Here is a 20,108-nt window from a genome sequence, read left to right on the forward strand (position 1 = left end):
TACAAAGGATGACGTCATGACACAGCAAGCCACCAACCCCGCCTTGGTCAAATGGGATGGATTTGAGGGGCTGCCGCGTTTTGACGTCATTCGGGACACTGATTTCGCGCCAGCCTACGAGGTCGGGCTGGCCGAGCATGACGCCGAAATCGACGCCATTGCGAACAATCCTGATGCGCCGACATTTAAAAACACCATTATCCCGCTTGAACTGGCGGGCGAGACCATGTCGCGCGTCGGCGCAGTGTTCTGGACCAAGGCCGGTGCTGATACCAATGATGCCATTCAGGCGCTGGAGCGCGACATTGCGCCCAAACTCTCCCGGCACTATTCCGCCATCAGCATGAATGCCAAGCTTTTCGCCCGCATCGACGCGCTGTGGGAGGCGCGTGATACGCTGGGTCTCGACCAGGAAGCGTTCCGTGTTCTGGAAGGGCACTGGAAGGGGTTTGTGAAGTCCGGTGCCAAGCTGGAGCGGGGCGCGCAGGAGCGTCTGGCTGCCATTCACGAGCGGCTGGCGACACTCGGCGCCAGTTTCGGCCAGAACGTGCTGGCGGATGAAAAGAACTGGGCGCTGTTGCTGGACGGCCAAGACGACCTTGCCGGTCTGCCGGATTTTGTCCGTCAGGCCATGGCGGAAGCCGCCAAGGCACGTGGCCATGAGGAACGGTATGCTGTGACCTTGTCGCGCTCCATCATTGAGCCGTTTTTGACGTTCTCCGAGCGGCGTGATCTGCGCGAACAGGCATTCCGGGCGTGGAGTGCGCGCGGCGAGAATGGCGGCGAAACCGACAACCGCGAGATCATCCGCGAAACGCTGGCGCTGCGCAACGAGAAGGCCAAGCTGCTGGGCTATGAAAGCTACGCCGCGCTTAAACTTGACAATACGATGGCAAAGACCCCCGCTGCCGTCAACGATTTGCTGACCCGGGTCTGGGACAAGGCTCTGGCCCGCGCCAGCGAAGAGGAAACGCAACTGGCAACGCTGATGGCGGAGGAAGGTCAGAACCACGACATCATGCCGTGGGACTGGCGTTTCTATGCTGAAAAGCTGCGGGCGAAAAAATTCAACTTTTCCGAGGCCGAGGTAAAGCCATATTTTCAGCTTGAGCAGATGATCGCCGCCAGTTTCGATGTGGCCGGTCGCCTGTTCGGCATTACGGCGCGTGAGCAGCCCGATGTGGTCGGCTACCACCCGGATGTGCGCGTGTTTGAAATTCTGGATTCCAAGGGCAAGCTGATCGCGCTGTTCATGGGCGACTATTACGCCCGCGCGTCCAAGCGTTCCGGTGCGTGGATGAGTTCGTTCCAATCGCAGCATCGTTTGGTGCTGGCCGATGGCACGCGCGGCGAAATTCCGATCATCTATAACGTCTGCAATTTTGCCAAGCCCGCTGCCGGTGAGCCCGCCCTTCTGTCCATAGACGATGCCCGCACACTGTTCCATGAGTTTGGCCACGGGCTGCACGGCATGTTGTCGAATGTCACTTATCCATCGGTGTCCGGCACCAGCGTTTCGCGCGATTTCGTCGAACTGCCATCGCAGCTTTACGAGCATTGGTTGACAGTACCGGAGATCCTGCACACCTATGCGGTGCATTACCAGACGGGAGAGGCCATGCCGCAGGCTCTGCTGGACAAGGTTCTGGCTGCACGGACCTTCAATGCCGGCTTCAATACGGTGGAGTTTACGTCGTCGGCGCTGGTGGACATGGTGTTCCACACACGTGACGGCGTGGATGATCCCATTTTTTCTGACCCGATGGCGGTGGAAGCGGAGACGCTGGCGAAGCTCAACATGCCGAAATCCATCACCATGCGTCATCGCAGTCCGCATTTTCAGCACATCTTTGCCGGTGACGGATATTCTGCCGGGTACTATTCCTACATGTGGTCAGAGGTTTTGGATGCCGATGCCTTTGCCGCGTTTCAGGAAACGGGCAATGCATTTGACCCGGACATGGCACGCAAACTCAAGGATAATATCTATTCCGTTGGGGATTCCATCGATTCGGAGGAGGCCTACATTGCGTTTCGTGGGAAAATGCCCACTGTGGATGCAATGTTGATCAAGAAGGGGTTGGCAGCGTAAAGTTGCACCTCTGTGGGCGACTTTTTCTGTCGCCCCCTTTCGCAAAGGCTGAAAACAAGGTATGAGCGCCTCATTGAAGATGCGGCGTGACCTTTGCTTGCGCCCCCAAAACTCCGAGACCCTACACAATGAAAATGCGCAATATTGCGATTATCGCCCACGTTGACCATGGGAAAACGACCCTTGTTGACGAACTGCTGAAACAATCTGGTTCATTCCGCGAGAACCAGCGCGTTGCAGAACGCATGATGGACAGCGGCGACATCGAAAAAGAACGCGGCATTACCATTCTTGCCAAGGCGACCTCGGTTGTCTGGAAAGACACCCGCATCAACATCGTTGACACCCCCGGCCACGCCGACTTCGGTGGCGAAGTGGAGCGGATTCTTTCCATGGTGGACGGCGCAATCGTGCTTGTCGACTCCGCTGAAGGCCCCATGCCACAGACCAAGTTCGTGGTCGGCAAGGCGCTGAAAGTTGGTCTTCGCCCAATTGTTGCAATCAACAAGATCGACCGTCCCGACGGTCGCCCGGAAGAAGTCATCAACGAGGTGTTCGACCTCTTCGCAGCCCTTGACGCAACGGACGAGCAGCTCGATTTCCCGATCCTCTACGGTTCTGGCCGCAACGGCTGGATGAACGTGAACCCGGAAGGCCCGAAAGAAGAGGGTCTTGGCCCGCTTCTCGATCTGGTCCTGAAGCACGTTCCAGAGCCAACTGTGGGCGAAGGCCCTTTCCGCATGATCGGCACGTTGCTCGAAGCCAACCCCTTCCTCGGTCGCATTATCACCGGTCGTATTCACTCTGGCTCCATCAAGACCAACCAGCCCGTGAAGGTTCTGGATGGCCATGGCAAGCTGGTCGAAACCGGTCGTATTTCCAAGATTCTTGCATTCCGTGGTGTTGAGCGCCAGCCAATTGAAGAAGCACAGGCAGGCGACATCATCGCGATTGCTGGTCTGACAAAGGGCACCGTGGCCGATACGTTCTGCGATCCTGCCGTGACCGAGCCTCTGGTTGCCCAGCCGATCGATCCGCCGACCGTAACCATGTCATTTATCGTAAACGACAGCCCGCTGGCGGGTACCGAAGGCGACAAGGTGACGTCACGCGTTATCCGTGACCGCCTGATGAAGGAAGCCGAAGGCAACGTAGCGCTGAAAATTGAAGAAGCCGACGACAAGGATTCCTACTTTGTATCCGGCCGTGGCGAATTGCAGCTGGCCGTTCTAATCGAAACAATGCGTCGTGAAGGCTTTGAACTGGCCGTGTCGCGTCCGCGCGTGGTCATGCAGAAGGGCGAAGACGGCACGCTGCTAGAGCCAATCGAAGAAGTTCTGATCGACGTGGACGAGGAATATTCCGGTGTCGTGGTTCAGAAAATGTCCGAGCGCAAGGCCGAAATGGTCGAGCTTCGTCCATCCGGTGGCAATCGCGTTCGTTTGGTCTTCCATGCGCCGACCCGCGGCCTGATCGGCTACCAGTCGGAACTTTTGACGGACACGCGCGGCACCGCAATCATGAACCGTCTGTTTCATGACTATCAGCCCTTCAAGGGTGAACTGACCGGTCGTGTCAACGGCGTTCTTCTGGCCAACGAGTCCGGTGAAGCGGTCGCTTACGCGCTGTTCAACCTGGAAGATCGTGGCCCGATGATCATCGATGCCGGTGAGAAGGTCTATGCCGGTATGATTATCGGTATTCACACCCGCGATAACGATCTGGAAGTGAACGTGCTCAAGGGCAAGAAGCTCACCAACATCCGCGCCTCCGGCAAGGATGAAGCCGTGAAGCTGACAACCCCGATCCGCATGACGCTGGACCGCGCTTTGTCATGGATTCAGGATGATGAACTGGTGGAAGTGACACCAAAGTCCATCCGCCTGCGCAAGATGTATCTGGACCCGAACGAGCGCAAGCGCTTTGAGAAGTCCAAGAACTCGGCAGCATAAAACTTCTCGAACCCCGGCTCACAGCCGGGGTTTTGTTTTGGCGAGAAAGGTGTGGGCAATGCTGACCGACACGCCAGCAGGGATTCCGGTTATCATCGCACAGGCCTAGAGTGCGCCTATGAAAACCCTGTCCATAGAGGTTCGCCCGACCACCGCTCAGGATGTCCCTGATATTGCCGAGGTCCACCGGCAATCCTGGCTGCAAGCTTATACGGGCCTCATTCCGCATCGCGCACTCCTGCAGATGGTAGAACGGCGCAGTGAGGCGTGGTGGCGCCGGGCAGTCGGTGGTCCCTCAACCCTTCTGGTTCTCGATGTCGCGGGCATGGTCGCAGGCTATACGACGGTCGGCCTCAGCCGCGCGCGGTCCCTGCCGCACGAGGGAGAAATCTATGAACTGTATCTGCGCCCGGAATATCAGGGCATTGGCATGGGTCGCATCCTCTTCGGCGAAGCGCGCCTGCTGCTGAAATCCTTGGGGTGCCACGGCATTCTGGCGTGGTGCCTGGAAGACAGCGACCATGCCAACCGATTCTTTCGTCGCAGTGGCGGGCAGGATATTGCCGAGGGTGTGGAAGACTTCGATGGACAACCCTTCAAAAAGATAGGGTTTGCATGGTCGTGACAGGCGCCATTAACGAAGTTACGCTAAGGTTGTTGCACTGATAGGCGTTTGCCTCTATCGAAACGACAGATTTCAATCACTTTTGCGTGGGGAACACATGCGGATAGACGCGATTGCCATTGGCTCAAATCCACCTGATGATATCAACGTCATCGTTGAGGTGCCTGTCGGCGGACACCCGATCAAGTACGAAATGGACAAGGAAGCCGGTACGCTTGTCGTTGACCGTTTTCTCTATACGCCCATGACCTATCCCGGCAATTACGGTTTCGTGCCGCATACGCTGTCGGATGATGGTGACCCGATTGACGTGTTGATCTGCAACACGCGTCCGCTCATCCCCGGCTGTGTCATCAATGTCCGCCCCATCGGCGTGATGATGATGGAAGACAACTCCGGCAAGGATGAAAAGATCATCGCCGTTCCGTCTGCCCATCTGACCAGACGGTATGACAAGGTTCATACCTATCAGGACCTGCCGGAGATCACGCTCAAGCAGATCGAGCACTTTTTCGAGCACTACAAGGATCTGGAGCCCGGCAAATGGGTGAAGATTTTTGGCTGGCAAGACGTTGATGACGCAAAGCGTCTCATCGTTGAGGCGATTGAGCGCGCGAAGGGCTAAATTGCGCGCAAGCAGTTTTAGAACTCATCCAGCCTGTTTTTTAAATCCTTCGGGTCGCCATCGATCCGGAGGATTTTTTTGCGCTGCGTCTCGCCTGTAAGCAGGCTGATCGCGGATTTCGGCACACGCAACTGTTTTGCCAGAAGCGCAATCAACGCCACGTTTGCCTTGCCTTTCTCCGGCACTGCGCACACGCGGACTTTCAAATAGGCCCCTCCATCCGCGCCGGTTTCAAAGCCATCAATGTGATCGCGACCACCATTCGGTGTGAGCCGAACCGACAGGCGCACATGATCGCCTGCGAGTGTCAGCGCCGTGTCGCTCATCTATCTTAGAGAAGTGCCGGTGCAATCGTGGTGTTCAGCAGCATTTGCAGGAAGTAGAGGATGACCAGAACGACCAGCGGCGACAGATCGACACCACCCATATCCGGCAGGAAGCGGCGAATGGGGCGGTAGACAGGCTCGGTGAGGTTGTAGAGACCGCGACCAATGGCGGCGATGGCCTGATTGTTGGTGTTGACAACATTGAAGGCATACAGCCACGAGAAGATGGCGGATGCAATCACCAGAAACCAAATGATATTGATGATAAAATTCAGCGTTGCAATAATCGCCAGCATGCGTCTCTCCATTCGTTGTGGATTGACATGTAGCCATTACAGCGCCCGCCGACAAGGCTGTTCGTCTTAACCGTTTTGGCTTCGATGCAGGAATATCAGGCGGATGAACGACTCAACCCAGTTGCGAAGCGGTGCATCGTAATCAAACCGTCCTTGCAGATGGGCTCGCCCCGGCTGCGCACCGGGAAGCGAAAAGCGGTGTGCGCCGTGGACAACCCAACGGTGCATCATCGCGCGTGTGAGTTCCGCATGGAACTGAATACCCCAGGCATTTTCACCGTAGCGGAACGCCTGATTGGGGTAGTTTTCGCTGCCGGCCAGCAGTTCGGCACCCTGCGGCAGGTCAAAACCTTCCAGATGAAACTGGTAGACCATTTTTGGCCAGGTCATGATGGACTTGCCGCGTTCTGTGGCCTTGAGCGGATACCAGCCAATTTCCGTGAGACCATCGCCATGGGGTGCCACCAGGCCGCCAAGATGACGCACCAGCATTTGTGCACCGAGACAGATCCCCAGAAACGGACTGTTTTCTTTCAATGGAACGGAAAGCCAGTCGATTTCGCGCCGGATATATTCGTCCTGATCGTTGGCACTGGGCGGCCCGCCAAAGACGATTGCGCCGGAATGCGCCCGCAACGTTTTGGGCAGCGGATCACCCAGAACCGGGCGCCGGATATCCAAGGAAAAACCGGCCTGTTGAAGCAGTTGCCCAACGCGCCCCGGACTGGACGTGGCCTGATGCAGCACGATGAGAACAGGCGGCAGGGACGGCGTTTGTTCGTCCGGGGTCAACGCTCCTCTTCCCCCGCCGTAACGGCGGTTTCTGACCGGCGCGCCGCATTCTGACGCATCAACACACGATCCCGGTCGGACACGCCGAGAAGATCGGCGATGCGCCAAATCATATGGTCTTCCAATTCGCTGCGCTCGCCATCCGCATAGACGATTTCCCACAACATGCCGACCAGATCGACGCGCTGCTCCTCGGACAACTGACGCTTGATATCGGAGGTGAAGCGATAAAAATCGATCGCCTCACTTTCCGCCGTTTCACCGGCGGATATCAATTCGGCCAGTGCCGCATCGTCCAACTGGTAGCGGTCTTTGATGACCGCGCGCAACGTCCGTCGCTCGGCATCCTCCACCTTGCCATCGGCTTCCATCACCTGAATGCAGAGCGCCATAACAGCGACGCGGGGATCATCTGGCTGGAGCGTGGATGGCATGACTTCGGAAGTCAGGCTGGAGATGAATTTTTGTAAGCGTTCAAACATGCGATTCCAGACTTCTAGAGCATTTCCGGTGAAAACGGAGTCTTTTTCACGTCCGGACAATGCAACAAAACAAGGAGTTAGAGCACTTCCGGTGAACACGTGTTCACCGGAAGTGCTCTAATAGAGACGCAGAGGCTGCGTTTCCGCCAGCGACTTTTTCACGCCGGGGTCATCGGGCGGATGGCCAAAGAAAGGCCCACCTTGTCCAATGGGCTGAGACTGTGCAGGTGTTGACTCTGCCGGTTTTGCGGGTTGGACCACAGCAGGCTCACTGCGAACGATTGTTTGCGGCACCGGCTCTGCTGGTCTTGGTTCATTGGCTGGCGGCGGCAGGGTGTCGAAAGCCTTGTGAAGTTCGCCTTCTTCTACCGGTCCGGCAATCTGTCCTACGGGCACCTTCCACTCGAAGGCATCCAGCGCGCCCGTGACCGGCGAAACGGGCAACCAGACCGAAGAGGTTACACCATCGGCAGTCCACACCGCGTCACGCGGTGCGCGAAGCGCCTGATTCATCCAATGGCGAATTCGCCCCTGATCGCCGGTTTCGGCCTCTTCAATATCGGCCAGCAGCAGAAAATTGCTCTCGCTTGGCACCATCCGCGCTGCTGATTCTGCCTTGCTCCGCGCCAGTGTAAACTCACGGGCGTCCAACGCTGCCTTCGCAACAGCGGCCATCGCATCTGCATTGTTGGGTTTCAGGCTTTCCAGCTTTTCGGCACGCTTCAACCTGTCCAGCGCTGAATCGCCACTGCGTGCCTTCACGTAGATGCGGGCAATTTCCGGGTGGGGATCGACCTTCCAGATTTTCTCCAGAATGCTGGCGCCCTTGCGAAGATTGTCATCGCGAAACAGGGCCTGTGCCGCAATCAGGCCAGCGGGCACAAAGTTATCGGCAAGTTTCAACGCTGCCAAAGCGTTTTCCTGCGCGCCATGGGGGTCGGTTTCCAATTTCTCGGACGCCTTTGCCGTGAGCAGCACGGCTTTCTTGCGGTCGGCCTCTTTCCGGTCAATGGCGTTGGCAGCGCGGCTTTGATCCAGCAGGCGGATGGCTTCATCCCACTGGCCGGTTTGGCAGCGGTGCTCCATGGCGGCCTGTGCAGCCCATGAGAGATGCGGGGAGGTCTGGGCGGCACGCTCGGCATATTGACGGGCAGCATCGCCTGCGCCCAGGCGCTTGGCTTCCAGATACAGGCCGCGAAGACCGAGTTCGCGTGTTTCCGGGTCATCGGCCATTCGCTCGAACTTGCGACGCGCATCGTCATGACGGCCTTCGATCAGCGCTGTCTGCGCATCGAGCAGATGCAGAAGCGGTTCCTGATCGGCTTTGAGGAGACCCTGTGCGCGGGCGCTCATCTTGCGGGCAAGCGACGCGTCGCCCGCGCCAGCCGCAATCAGACCGGTTGAAAGGGCCTGATAGCCACGATCCCGCTTTCGGGCGCGAAAATGGCGGGTCAGTGCGCGGGGCGATTGCCAAACGGCACGGACAAGCCACCATGTCAGCAAGATCGCCGCGACGAGCGCGACCACCAGCGTGGTTGCTTCCATCAGCGACATATCCAGCCTCTGGCCCTGCCAGACCATGGAGATGTCACCGGGACGGTCAGCCAGCCACGAGAAGCCTGCACCGAAAAGAAGCACGGCAAGCGCAAATATCAGAAGTCTGGTTGTCATGCGTGTCGCTCCCTAGCTTCTGCTGCCTGTGCCGCTCAATGCCCGCGATACGCTGGTGGAAACCAGCTCCTCCACGCGCAGCCGTTGATCGAGCCGCGTCTTGAAGGGTGCACCGGCGGTTTGCGCGGCTGGCGGAAGGGCATCCCATTCAAGGGCCGCACCTTTCACATCGCCATTGTTCAGCTTGTCTTCAATACGGGCGATAACGGCTTCGGGCTCGGTGCCTTCGACATTGCCGACAGGACGAACACGTACGGTTGACGCTGCGCTGTACCAGAGCCGCGCCATGACGCCTTGATCCGGCCCGGGCTGGTTGATGGCCAACAGCATGGCATCCGCCGCCTTCGGAAAGTCGCGTGCAAGTTCGGCGCGCGATGCAAGCCCGCTTGCCGCATCGCTGCGCAGCGCGGAAATGGCTTCGTCATCGGGGGCTGCCTTTGCCAAGCCATCCAGCTCGGTCAGGAAGGAGCCGCCATGTTCCACGGCAGCTTTCAGCGCCGTGGCGGCTGCAACGCGCTCCACCTGAGCAGGGCTTGCCGTTTCCTTGAGCTTTTCTTCGGCTGCATAGAGACGGTTGGCAAAGTCGGTGTTGGATGTGTTCTGGGTGTCGATGCTCTGGCGCAGTTCGGTGCGCACGGAATCGATATCGCCCATCAGCTTTTCGACAGAGGATTGCAAGGCCGGTATTTCCGGCGATGGCGTTGCCTCGCCGGCGGGTGCCGCGTTGGCAAGTTTGGCTTCCAGTTCGCTCAAACGGGTTTCAACCGGTGACAGGTCAACCGGCTGCGCCTGCGCGCCCGGCGCTGCAAGCTGCGCCTTGATAGCCTCGATTTCCTGAGCGATGGCCGGATCGGTTGCACTGGTCGTGGTGCCGCGGTCTGGCGAAACGGCGGGAAGGACGCCTGCGTACTGCAAGCCACCGGCCGCCAGCAAAGCCACCAGACCGCCGACGATTCCGGCGGCAAGGCTGCCTGATCGGGATGGTCCTGTGTCTGATCGTGTCGTATGCACAGGCTCCGCAACGGGTGCTGTATGGGCTGGCTCTTCTGCAAAGGCGGAGGCGGTGCTGTCGGTTGCCGCGTTATAATCGGCTTCCTCGCGGTCTATCCGCTCCCCGGATGCGTCTGCCTGATCGTCAGCGACAGGGGTTTGTGCCGGAGGTAAGTCGACGTCGGTGTCGTGCGGTGTTGTGGCATCGTCAAGCGCTGCCTGATTGGCACTCAGCTCGATTGTCGTCGGTTCCCGATCGTCTGCCGTGTCGCGTGGTGGCGTACCCGATACCATGGTGGCTCTCCCCGTTTTCATTGCCTTGCGCTAAAACTAGTCGGGGAGGGGCGTTTGGGAAAGGGCCTTTGTATAAATTGGCTAAAACTTATCTGTGAAGGCCAGCAGTTGCAAAAGCGCGGCTTCGTCAGGGGTCGCACTGACAAGGATATTGGCAGAGTTTTCAGGCAGCGCCTGCGCCACCTTTTGGCTCAGGCACAGGCAGGTCAGCGATGCGACAATCTCAACCCCTAGAAGCCTGCACAGTTGCACAGCCGCTTGTTTTGAATAGAGCAAGACAACGTCCGGCGGGAGTTCGATAACCTTGCTCAGTTTGGCCCTATCATAATGCAGTGGTTCCATGCGGTAGCATTTGACAATGGTCCGCACGATACCGGCGCGTGACAGCTTCATCTCAAAGGTGCACGAGCGGGGTGTACCGGCAAGGTAAAGAACGGGTCCGGGCCTGTCGGCGATGATGATGTCCGCCAGCGCTTCGCCTGTACCCTCTCCGGTCACCACATGGCGAAAGCCAGCGGTTCTGGCGGCCTGTGCCGTTGCCTGCCCCACGGCATAGACCGGCGTTTCAACATGAGGTGACAGCATCGCTTCGTTGTCGCCAAGGGCACGAATGGCCTCGGCACTGGTAACGGCAATGGCGGCATGGGGCTGAGACAAAGCGGCAAAGGCCTCATCTCGCCGATGCCTTGCTTCAAACAAAGGCAGCTCTGTCGCGATATGCCCCATTGCCTCAACGCGCTCTGCCGTCAAACGGGCAGCCGGTTGTGGACGGGTCACCAGCACGCGCATGGTTCAGGTCAGCCAGCTGGCAAAGAAATCAGGGCCAGCCAAGGTGCGGATCTTCTGGCCTGCCTGCTCACCCAATGCTTTTGCATCAGACGCTTTGCCGTCGATTTCCACCGTGTGGTACAGGCTGCCATCCGGCGTCAGCACGGTGCCGGAAAACCGGATAGCCTCACCATCTGAAAATGCATAGCCGGCTATCGGTGTTCGGCAGGAGCCGTCAAGGACGCCAAGAAAGCTGCGTTCGCAGGTAACGGCTTCGAACGTTCGCCGGTCGTTAACAGCATCGAGAAGCGCCATGACCCGTTCGTCATTGCGGCGGCATTCGATGCAGATCGCACCCTGCGCCGGGGCGGGAGGGAACGATTCCGGGTCAAGAAGCTCGGTCGCGACCTCCGGTCGCCCCAGCCGTTTCAAACCTGCGTAAGCCAGCAACGTTGCATCGGCTTCACCTTCCGCCAGCTTGCGCAGCCGTGTTTCCACCTGTCCCCGGTAGATGATAACGTTCAGATCCGGTCGCAGACGCCGCAGAAGGGCTTGCCTGCGCAGCGATGCGGAGCCAACGGTCGCGCCATGGGGCAGGTCCATCAGTTTTTCCACATCGCGCCCGATGAAGGCATCCCGGATATCCTCTCGCGCCAGAAAGGCGGCCAGCACCAGCCCATCGGGCAAAAGTGTCGGCATGTCCTTTGAGGAATGGACGGCAAAATCCAGACCACCGGACAGGAGTTGCTGCTCGATTTCCTCGGTAAAAAGACCCTTGCCGCCAATCTCCGACAATGCACGGTCGGTCACGCGGTCGCCCATGGTGGACATGACGACGATGTTAAACATCTCCTCCGGCAGACCGTGGGCAACCATCAGCCGATCACGGGTTTCATAGGCCTGCGCCAAAGCGAGATTGCTTCCGCGTGTGCCAATTCGGAAAGGTTTTGTTTGCATCCGGCGTCATCCATTGTTACCGACACGTCTCGTAACCGGTCTACCGGTTATCCGCAACAATTGAGTAAATCCATGAGCGCCATCACCGTTCTCGGTATAGAAACAAGCTGCGATGAAACAGCTGCCGCCGTTGTCATCCGCGATGCCGACGGCAAAGGCCATATAGCCGGCGAGGTGGTGCTGAGCCAGCTTGATGACCACAGTGCCTATGGTGGCGTTGTGCCTGAAATTGCTGCCCGGGCGCATGTGGAAGCCCTGGATACGCTGATCGAAGAAGCGCTGATGCGCGCCGGCAAACACCTGCGGGACATGGATGCCATTGCCGCCACCAGCGGGCCGGGTCTGATCGGTGGTCTTATTGTTGGCCTGATGACGGCTAAGGCGCTGGCGCTGGCCAGTGGCAAGCCGCTCTACGCCATCAACCATTTGGAAGGCCATGCGCTGACGGCGCGTCTGACCCATGGCCTGCCCTTTCCGTTCCTGATGTTGCTGGTGTCGGGTGGTCATACGCAGCTTGTGCTGGTGCGTGGCGTGGGTGACTACGAGCGTTGGGGAACGACGATCGACGATGCGCTGGGCGAGGCGTTCGACAAGACCGCAAAGCTCCTCGGTCTGCCATATCCGGGCGGTCCCGCCGTGGAGGCAGCGGCGCGAACCGGACGCACGGACCGATTTGTTCTGCCCCGTCCGCTAGTAGGCGAAGCCCGGCTTGATTTTTCGTTCTCCGGCTTGAAGACCGCTGTGCGCCAAGCGGCAACCAGTATTGCACCTGTCAATGATCAGGATGTGGCCGATATCTGCGCGTCGTTTCAAAACGCCGTTTCCCGCACATTGACGGATCGCATTGGCCGAGGGCTGGCGCGGTTCAAAACACAGTATCCCGACACGAAAGCGCCAGCGCTTGTGGTAGCGGGCGGTGTTGCGGCCAATCAGGTGCTGCGCCAAACCCTGCAAACACTGTGCGATACCGATGGATTCACGTTCATCGCGCCGCCTCTGGCGCTGTGTACCGACAATGCGGCGATGATTGGATGGGCGGGCGCGGAGCGTGTGGCCGCTGGCTTCGCGCCGGATTCGCTCAGCGTCTCTCCCCGGTCGCGCTGGCCGCTGGATGCTAGCGCGCAGACCCTGCTCGGCTCTGGAAAGCGTGGCGCGAAGGCATGACCCAAGGTATCATGGTGGATCGTCAGCGCAATATTGTGGTTGTTGGCTCCGGTGCGTTTGGTACGGCGCTGGCAACGGTCATTGCGTCCACAGCGCGGGCCCATGTCATTTTGCTGGCGCGGCGCGCCGAGGTTGTCGCAACCTTCCGGCAGCATCGTCGCAATGAGGCGGCATTGCCGGGCATTGATCTATCGCCGAACCTCAATTTTTCCGCCGATCCAGCCGTGCTTCGAGATGCAGATATCGTCCTGTTCGCTATGCCATCGCAGGCGCAGGCGCAAGCGGCTCGGCAATTGCGGCCCTTGATTGCCGCCCATGCCGCCATCGTCACCTGCGCCAAGGGGCTGGACAAAGCCTCTGGTCGTTTGCTGACGGATGTTCTGGCGCTGGAACTGCCCGACCATGAGATAGCGGTTCTGTCCGGTCCCGGTTTTGCTGCCGATATCGCCAAGGGCCTGCCAACAGCCATGACTCTTGGCGCAAGCCATGAGCAATTGGCTGGTGAACTGGCATTGGCGCTGTCCGGCCAGACATTCCGGCTGTACCCGAGTGCGGACCGGATTGGTGTGCAACTGGGCGGCGCGCTGAAGAACGTGCTGGCCATTGCCTGCGGCATCGTGGAAGGCGCGGGCCTTGGCGATTCAGCCCGTGCTGCGCTGATTGCGCGGGGGCTGGCGGAAATGTCTCGGTTCGTCGCGGCCCATGGCGGCGAGGGTGATACGGTGCGGGGGCTGTCTGGTCTCGGGGATCTGGTGCTGACGGCCACCAGCCATCAGTCGCGAAATTTGCGGTTCGGCATTGCGCTCGGCCGGACTTATAAAAGTGATGTGGGCGGCACCAAGTCAAGTTTTGGAGGTGAACTGGTGGAGGGCGCATTCGCTGCCGCCATTGCTGCCGATGTTGCCCGCCGATTGGGCGTTGATATGCCCGTGACCGATGCTGTCGCTGCCATTATCGATGGCCACATGGACGTCGCCACCGCGCTTCATCAACTGATGTCCCGCCCCATTACACAGGAATAACAGGAGAAGTCTTGATGTTATACGCGTTTCTTTGCACCGATAAGCCTGATAGCCTTGCCTTGCGCATGGAGACCCGCCCGCCGCATGTGGCGTGGCTGAACGAGATCAACGCTGCCGGTCAGTTGAAGTTTGCCGGCCCGTTTCTGGATGACGCCGGGCAAGCCACGGGCAGTCTTGTGGTGGTAGAGGCCGAAACGCTGGAGGCCGCTCAGGCCCTGTCCGCTGCCGATCCCTACGCTAGGGCAGGGCTGTTTGAAACGGTTGAGGTGAAAGCCTGGAACTGGGTTTTCAACAAGCCTGAGGCATAAAGACGATGGCATTCTGGCTTTACAAATCCGAACCGTTCAAATGGTCCTGGGCCATGCAGAAAGATGCAGGCGAGGCAGGCACCGAATGGACGGGCGTGCGCAATTACTCGGCGCGCAACAATATGCGCGCCATGAAAATTGGCGATAAGGGCTTCTTCTACCATTCCAATGAAGGGCTGGAAGTCGTCGGTATCACCGAAGTCTGCGCCCTGTCTGCACCCGATAGTACGGCAGATGATCCGCGTTGGGATTGCGTGCATATCCGCGCCATCTGCGATATGCCGAAGCCTGTTACCTTGAAAGATGTGAAGGCCAATCCGGCGCTGGAAAAAATGGCGCTGGTCACCTCCATGCGGCTGTCCGTCCAACCCGTCACCGAAGCGGAATATTTCGAGGTATGCCGCATGGGCGGGCTGGAAAATCCGCCCACCTGATGAAAACCGATCCGCGCACCTTTATCCTCGCCAATACGGAACAGGTCTCACCTCCGCATGTGCCGGAAATCCAGCTTTATCTGGCGACCGAGGCGCATGATCTCTGGTTGAAGACCGAGGATGAGTTGCAGGAGATCGGCCTACCGCCGCCGTTCTGGGCTTTTGCCTGGGCGGGCGGGCAGGGACTGGCGCGGTATATTCTGGACAACCCGGAAACCGTTCGTGGCAAATCGGTGGTGGACTTTGCCAGTGGCTCCGGCCTTGTCGGTATTGCTGCTGCCAAGGCCGGAGCAGCTAGGGTTCTCTGCGACGATATCGACCCGTGGGCCAAAACCGCCGTGGCACTGAATGCATCGCTTAATCAGGTTGAGATGACGTTCACACCGGAAAACCTGATTGGTGGTGCGCGTCGGGCTGATATGTATCTGGCCGGTGATGTCTTTTACGATAGCGTCTTCGCTTCACTGCTGACGCCGTGGTTTGCGAGCCTTTCAGCGGCTGGCGCAGTCGTTCTGGTTGGCGATCCCGGACGGGCCTACTGTCTCAAGGACCGCCTGACTGAACTTGCCACCTACCGGGTGCCTGTCAGCCGCGCGCTGGAAGACAACGACGTCAAGCGAACGACCTTCTGGTCGTTCCAATCGGACTTGACCTGAAATCTCATGTTTTTACATGCCATTATAGCGTTTCGGCTATAATCGATTAAATCTTACAATTGCTGATAAACGCACTTGTCGTGGCGGGAAGAGGCGATTAAACGTCGCACCATGTAACTATGCACTCTACTGTGCGAGGGGAGGAGCGTCATCTGAACGGAGGCGGGTTCTCCCACGTTTTCGTGAGGTTCTGATGGCGAATGTCACTAGAAGCCGGCCTCTTTCGCCGCATCTACAGATTTACAAGCCTATTCCAACCATGGTCATGTCCATTTTGCACCGAATTACCGGCGTGGCGCTGTATTTCGGCACCATTCTGGTCGTTGCTTGGCTGATCGCCGTGGCCTCAGGCGAGGCCCGTTACAACAGTATCAGCTGGATTTTTGGCACCATTCCTGCGCTTTTGGTGCTGTTTGGCTATAGCTGGGCCTTGTTTCATCATATGCTGGGCGGCATCCGCCACTTTATGTGGGACATGGGACATGGCTATGAAAAGTCATTTTCTACAAAACTTGCCATTGGCAATATGATCGGATCGATCTGTCTGACCGTATTACTATGGATCGTCATTTATCTCGTGCGATTCTGATCGGAGTAGACGGTATGGATATGCGTACGCCTTTGGGCAAAGTTCGCGGCCTCGGTTCTGCCAAGAACGGTACAGAACATTTTTGGCATCAACGTGTCACGGCTGTGTCCAATGTGCCATTGATGCTGTTTTTCATGTTTTTCATTGTGCGCTATGCTGGTGCGCCCTATGCGGAAGCGGTTTCGGCCCTGTCCAATCCGTTTGTGGCCGTGGTCATGGCGCTGGTTGTGCTGTCCGGTCTTATTCACATGCGCCTTGGCATGCAGGTGGTTATCGAGGACTATGTCCATAATGACGCCGTGAAGCTTGGGCTGCTGATGCTCAATACGTTTTTTGCGATCATCGTTGGCGCGCTCTGTCTGTTCGCCATCCTGAAAATTGCATTTACAGGATAATACTATGGCTTCGATGAATGGTAAGGCTTACACCTATGTGGACCACTCCTTCGACGTAATTGTCGTCGGTGCCGGTGGCGCGGGTTTGCGCGCGACGCTTGGCATGGCAGAGCAGGGCCTGAAAACAGCGTGTATTACCAAGGTTTTCCCGACGCGGTCCCATACGGTCGCAGCGCAGGGCGGCATCGCCGCATCTCTTACCAATATGACACCCGATTGCTGGCAGTGGCATCTTTACGATACGGTCAAGGGGTCCGACTGGCTGGGCGACGTGGACGCCATGCAGTACCTTGCCATGGAAGCGCCGAAAGCCGTCTACGAACTGGAGCATTACGGCGTGCCGTTCTCGCGCAACGAGGAGGGCAAGATCTACCAGCGTCCATTCGGCGGCCACATGCAGAATTACGGCGAAGGCCCGCCAGTGCAACGCACCTGTGCGGCTGCTGACCGCACAGGCCACGCCATTCTGCACACCCTGTATGGCCAGTCGCTGCGCAACAACGCAGAATTCTTCATCGAATACTTTGCCATCGATTTGATCATGGAATCCGATGGCCGTTGCACGGGCGTTGTTGCCTGGAACCTTGACGATGGCACAATCCATCGCTTTGCCGCAAAAATGGTGGTGCTGGCGACCGGTGGTTACGGTCGTGCCTACTTCTCGGCGACCTCGGCCCATACCTGCACCGGTGACGGCGGCGGTATGATTGCGCGCGCGGGCTTGCCGCTGCAGGATATGGAGTTCGTTCAGTTCCACCCGACCGGTATCTATGGCGCAGGCTGCCTGATTACCGAGGGTGCGCGCGGGGAAGGCGGTTATCTTGTCAACTCCGAAGGCGAGCGGTTCATGGAGCGTTATGCGCCGTCGGCGAAGGATCTTGCCTCGCGTGACGTGGTTTCGCGCTGCATGACGATGGAAATCCGTGAAGGCCGTGGTGTTGGCAAGAACAAAGACCATATCTTCCTGCATCTGGACCATCTGGACCCCGCCATCCTGCATGAGCGCCTGCCGGGTATCTCCGAGTCCGCCAAGATTTTCGCCGGTGTCGATGTGACCCGTGAGCCGATCCCGGTTCTGCCGACCGTCCATTACAATATGGGCGGCATTCCCACCAATTATTGGGGTGAAGTGCTGAACGCCGACAGCGACAATCCCGAGCGCATCGCGCCCGGACTGATGGCTGTGGGTGAAGCTGGCTGTGCTTCGGTGCATGGCGCCAATCGTCTCGGCTCCAACTCGTTGATCGACCTTGTCGTATTTGGCCGCGCGGCGGCAATCCGCGCCGGTCAGGTGATCGACCGTACCTCGGCAGCGCCGCAGGTCAATGTGGATGCCTGCGACAAGATCATGGACCGGTTCGACCGTTTGCGTCATGCCGGGGGCGAAACGCCGACAGCCCATCTGCGCGACCGGATGCAGCGCACGATGCAGGAAGATGCAGCGGTGTTCCGCACACAGGAATCGCTGGAATCCGGCTGCCGCCGCATGTCGGCAATTTGGCAGCAGATGGCCGATATCCGCGTGACCGACCGCTCGATGATCTGGAATTCCGATCTGGTGGAAACGCTGGAACTGGAAAACCTGATGGCCAACGCCATTGCCACGGTTTATGGCGCGGAAGCCCGCAAGGAAAGCCGCGGCAGCCATGCGCGCGAGGATTACACCAGCGGACCGTTTGCAGGACGTGACGATGTGAACTGGCGCAAACATACGCTGTCATGGATCAGCGATACCGGCAATGTGCGCCTTGATTATCGCGGTGTGCATACCGACCTATTGACCGGTGGCATCGATCCGAAAAAGATCGAGCCGAAAGCACGTGTTTATTGAGCGATACAGTTTCACTCGAGGTATAGGTCCATGGCGGTTCATCGAACATCTGCTCAGATAGGCCACAACAGTTCAAGGAGTGACCGAATGTATGCGGTCGTATTCGATCTGGACACAGAGACTCTCAAACAACTGTATCCAAACCCGTCCTGGAACAATGCCTATACCGATGTCAGAAACTATTTGACCTCCCGTGGCTTTGAATGGCGGCAAGGCAGCACCTACTTTGGCGATCAAACGATCGATGCGGTTCGATGCGTCCGGGTCGTGCAGCGATTGGCAAAAAAATACCCGTGGTTCCAGCCCTCTGTCAAAGACATAAGAATGCTGCGAATTGAAGAAAACAATGACCTGATGATGGCATTTGACGATGATGAGGAAAGCTGAAAATGGTTGAACTTGCTCTTCCCAAAAATTCGCAGATGACACGGGGCAAGGTTTGGCCCAAGCCGCAAGGCGCGGTTCATGTGCGCGAATACAAGGTGTATCGCTGGAATCCGGATGACGGACAGAACCCGCGGATTGACACCTTCTATATCGATATCGATGATTGCGGACCGATGGTTCTCGATGGTCTTCTCTACATCAAGAACAAGATCGACCCGACCCTGACGCTTCGCCGCTCCTGTCGCGAAGGCATTTGTGGTTCCTGCGCGATGAACATCGATGGCACGAACACCCTTGCTTGCACCAAGGGTATGGACGACGTGAAGGGTGCGGTTAAAATTTATCCCCTGCCGCACATGCCCGTCGTCAAAGATCTTGTGCCGGACCTGACCAACTTCTACGCCCAGCATCGGTCAATTGAGCCGTGGTTGAAGACCGTGTCGCCCACACCCGCCAAGGAGTGGAAGCAGAGCCACGACGACCGCATGAAGCTGGACGGGCTTTACGAGTGCATTCTATGCGCCTGCTGCTCAACTTCGTGCCCAAGCTACTGGTGGAACGGCGACCGTTACCTCGGTCCTGCTGTGCTGCTGCAAGCCTACCGCTGGCTGATCGATTCCCGCGATGAAGCAACCGGGGAGCGTCTCGACAATCTGGAAGATCCCTTCCGTCTTTATCGTTGCCATACGATCATGAACTGCGCACAAACCTGTCCTAAAGGCCTTAACCCCGCGAAGGCCATCGGAGAGATCAAGAAAATGATGGTCGAGCGCCGCGTTTAAGTTTGTGGTGTGTGACAAAGATTTTCAACTCGCTTGATTTTATTGTCTGGTTTTACAATAATTTGACCTATATTGCCTGAAACGTGGCATTGACGGGCAGGAGCATCCTATGCGGTTTACACATTCGGTCGGCGGGGCAGTAACGGGTTTGGTCGTTTTGCTGGCATTGTCGGGGTGCACCCGCACCTCTAACGATGGCTTTGGTGGTCAGCAAATGGGCGCGAATGCGGCCCCCGGTCCTGCATCACTGGCACCGCAACCGGTTGCTTCGGTCTCTTCCAGCCAGCTTCCTGATCCGACGACCAATCCATCACAATTCCCGACAGCGCCAGCCACGCAGCCAACAGCTCCGGCAACGACTGTCGCATCGGCTGAAAATGCGCTGGATGTGACCAAGGAATCCATGGTCGGCAATTGGCGTGTCGCCAATGGCGCAAGCTCCTGCGACATGTTCCTGACGCTCACCAATCTCGGCAGCGGTTCGCGCGGCGGCACACGTGGTTGCGCGGGTGAACTCACGATGATGGGATCGTGGGAGGTCTCCGGCAAGCAGGTGATCCTCAAGGATCGCAACGGCAGCGCATTGGCGCGCGTTTATAAGACGGCTGATTCCCGTTTCGAAGGCTCCACCAACTCTGGCCAGACGCTCAGCCTGAGCCGGTAACGTTCA

23 protein-coding genes are annotated in these 20,108 nt (G+C 58.1%); 15 read left to right on the plus strand and 8 right to left on the minus strand.

From position 1 onward, the window contains the following. Positions 1-16 precede the first annotated feature (16 nt). The 4 genes from IFT84_RS13240 to ppa all read left to right on the plus strand — a co-directional run bounded on the left by IFT84_RS13240 (position 17) and on the right by ppa (position 5,294). Positions 17-2,092: a M3 family metallopeptidase gene (locus tag IFT84_RS13240; protein ID WP_192120106.1), complete on the plus strand. Its 2,076-nt coding sequence runs from the start codon at positions 17-19 to the stop codon at positions 2,090-2,092. A 128-nt stretch (positions 2,093-2,220) separates the two neighbouring features. Further along, complete coding sequence (gene typA, locus IFT84_RS13245) at positions 2,221-4,044, plus strand: translational GTPase TypA (RefSeq protein WP_192120108.1); 1,824 nt, start codon at positions 2,221-2,223, stop codon at positions 4,042-4,044. Positions 4,045-4,162: 118 nt separating this feature from the next. Next, a complete protein-coding gene (locus tag IFT84_RS13250; protein WP_192120110.1) occupies positions 4,163-4,669 on the plus strand; it encodes a GNAT family N-acetyltransferase in 507 nt (168 codons plus the stop codon). 97 nt (positions 4,670-4,766) lie between these two features. Next, complete coding sequence (gene ppa, locus IFT84_RS13255; protein ID WP_192120112.1) at positions 4,767-5,294, plus strand: inorganic diphosphatase; 528 nt, start codon at positions 4,767-4,769, stop codon at positions 5,292-5,294. Between the two features lie 17 nt (positions 5,295-5,311). Here the strand turns inward: ppa and IFT84_RS13260 are convergent, their stop codons facing one another. From IFT84_RS13260 to hemC, 8 genes are all read right to left on the minus strand, one after another. After that, the gene (locus IFT84_RS13260) at positions 5,312-5,620 is read right to left on the minus strand and encodes a DUF167 domain-containing protein (protein ID WP_192120114.1); all 309 of its coding nucleotides are present in this window, start codon (positions 5,618-5,620) and stop codon (positions 5,312-5,314) included. A 5-nt stretch (positions 5,621-5,625) separates the two neighbouring features. Then, positions 5,626-5,916, minus strand: coding sequence for a YggT family protein (locus IFT84_RS13265; protein WP_192120116.1), 291 nt, complete (start codon positions 5,914-5,916; stop codon positions 5,626-5,628). A gap of 66 nt (positions 5,917-5,982) precedes the next feature. Continuing rightward, positions 5,983-6,708 (minus strand): glutamine amidotransferase, encoded by a 726-nt coding sequence (locus IFT84_RS13270; RefSeq protein WP_192120118.1) that lies wholly within the window; start codon positions 6,706-6,708, stop codon positions 5,983-5,985. Next, on the minus strand, positions 6,705-7,190 hold the full coding sequence (locus tag IFT84_RS13275) for a tellurite resistance TerB family protein (RefSeq protein WP_192120120.1): 486 nt from the start codon (positions 7,188-7,190) through the stop codon (positions 6,705-6,707). The genes IFT84_RS13270 and IFT84_RS13275 overlap by 4 nt, the downstream gene beginning before the upstream one ends. A 117-nt stretch (positions 7,191-7,307) precedes the next feature. Continuing rightward, positions 7,308-8,861, minus strand: coding sequence for a heme biosynthesis protein HemY (locus IFT84_RS13280; protein ID WP_192120122.1), 1,554 nt, complete (start codon positions 8,859-8,861; stop codon positions 7,308-7,310). Positions 8,862-8,873: 12 nt separating this feature from the next. Beyond that, the gene (locus IFT84_RS13285; protein WP_192120124.1) at positions 8,874-10,145 is read right to left on the minus strand and encodes a COG4223 family protein; all 1,272 of its coding nucleotides are present in this window, start codon (positions 10,143-10,145) and stop codon (positions 8,874-8,876) included. An 81-nt stretch (positions 10,146-10,226) separates the two neighbouring features. Then, positions 10,227-10,934 carry a uroporphyrinogen-III synthase gene (locus IFT84_RS13290; protein WP_192120126.1) on the minus strand — a complete coding sequence of 236 codons (708 nt, stop codon included), beginning with the start codon at positions 10,932-10,934 and terminating at the stop codon, positions 10,227-10,229. A 3-nt stretch (positions 10,935-10,937) separates the two neighbouring features. Beyond that, positions 10,938-11,870: a hydroxymethylbilane synthase gene (gene hemC / locus IFT84_RS13295; protein WP_192120128.1), complete on the minus strand. Its 933-nt coding sequence runs from the start codon at positions 11,868-11,870 to the stop codon at positions 10,938-10,940. Between the two features lie 72 nt (positions 11,871-11,942). Here hemC and tsaD point away from each other — a divergent pair, with 72 nt between their 5' ends. The 11 genes from tsaD to IFT84_RS13350 all read left to right on the plus strand — a co-directional run bounded on the left by tsaD (position 11,943) and on the right by IFT84_RS13350 (position 20,102). After that, complete coding sequence (gene tsaD, locus IFT84_RS13300; RefSeq protein ID WP_192120130.1) at positions 11,943-13,034, plus strand: tRNA (adenosine(37)-N6)-threonylcarbamoyltransferase complex transferase subunit TsaD; 1,092 nt, start codon at positions 11,943-11,945, stop codon at positions 13,032-13,034. 11 nt (positions 13,035-13,045) lie between these two features. Continuing rightward, positions 13,046-14,056 carry an NAD(P)H-dependent glycerol-3-phosphate dehydrogenase gene (locus IFT84_RS13305; protein ID WP_192120412.1) on the plus strand — a complete coding sequence of 337 codons (1,011 nt, stop codon included), beginning with the start codon at positions 13,046-13,048 and terminating at the stop codon, positions 14,054-14,056. 14 nt (positions 14,057-14,070) lie between these two features. Further along, positions 14,071-14,364 carry a YciI-like protein gene (locus tag IFT84_RS13310; RefSeq protein ID WP_192120133.1) on the plus strand — a complete coding sequence of 98 codons (294 nt, stop codon included), beginning with the start codon at positions 14,071-14,073 and terminating at the stop codon, positions 14,362-14,364. Positions 14,365-14,369: 5 nt separating this feature from the next. After that, on the plus strand, positions 14,370-14,798 hold the full coding sequence (locus IFT84_RS13315; RefSeq protein ID WP_192120135.1) for an EVE domain-containing protein: 429 nt from the start codon (positions 14,370-14,372) through the stop codon (positions 14,796-14,798). Further along, positions 14,798-15,454 (plus strand): class I SAM-dependent methyltransferase, encoded by a 657-nt coding sequence (locus tag IFT84_RS13320; RefSeq protein ID WP_192120137.1) that lies wholly within the window; start codon positions 14,798-14,800, stop codon positions 15,452-15,454. The genes IFT84_RS13315 and IFT84_RS13320 overlap by 1 nt, the downstream gene beginning before the upstream one ends. Before the next feature lie 193 nt (positions 15,455-15,647). Continuing rightward, positions 15,648-16,043 (plus strand): succinate dehydrogenase, cytochrome b556 subunit, encoded by a 396-nt coding sequence (sdhC, locus tag IFT84_RS13325; protein ID WP_192120139.1) that lies wholly within the window; start codon positions 15,648-15,650, stop codon positions 16,041-16,043. A gap of 14 nt (positions 16,044-16,057) precedes the next feature. Beyond that, a complete protein-coding gene (gene sdhD, locus IFT84_RS13330) occupies positions 16,058-16,438 on the plus strand; it encodes a succinate dehydrogenase, hydrophobic membrane anchor protein (protein WP_192120141.1) in 381 nt (126 codons plus the stop codon). A 4-nt stretch (positions 16,439-16,442) separates the two neighbouring features. Continuing rightward, entirely contained in the window at positions 16,443-18,269 is a 1,827-nt protein-coding gene (sdhA, locus tag IFT84_RS13335; RefSeq protein ID WP_192120142.1) for a succinate dehydrogenase flavoprotein subunit, read from the plus strand. Between the two features lie 87 nt (positions 18,270-18,356). Then, the gene (locus IFT84_RS13340; RefSeq protein WP_192120143.1) at positions 18,357-18,656 is read left to right on the plus strand and encodes a virulence factor; all 300 of its coding nucleotides are present in this window, start codon (positions 18,357-18,359) and stop codon (positions 18,654-18,656) included. Positions 18,657-18,658: 2 nt separating this feature from the next. Beyond that, a complete protein-coding gene (locus IFT84_RS13345) occupies positions 18,659-19,438 on the plus strand; it encodes a succinate dehydrogenase iron-sulfur subunit (protein ID WP_192120144.1) in 780 nt (259 codons plus the stop codon). A 109-nt stretch (positions 19,439-19,547) separates the two neighbouring features. Beyond that, positions 19,548-20,102 carry a protease inhibitor Inh/omp19 family protein gene (locus IFT84_RS13350; RefSeq protein ID WP_192120145.1) on the plus strand — a complete coding sequence of 185 codons (555 nt, stop codon included), beginning with the start codon at positions 19,548-19,550 and terminating at the stop codon, positions 20,100-20,102. Positions 20,103-20,108: the final 6 nt, after the last annotated feature.

The organism is Rhizobium sp. CFBP 8762, from assembly GCF_014841565.1.
GTDB lineage: Bacteria > Pseudomonadota > Alphaproteobacteria > Rhizobiales > Rhizobiaceae > CFBP-8762.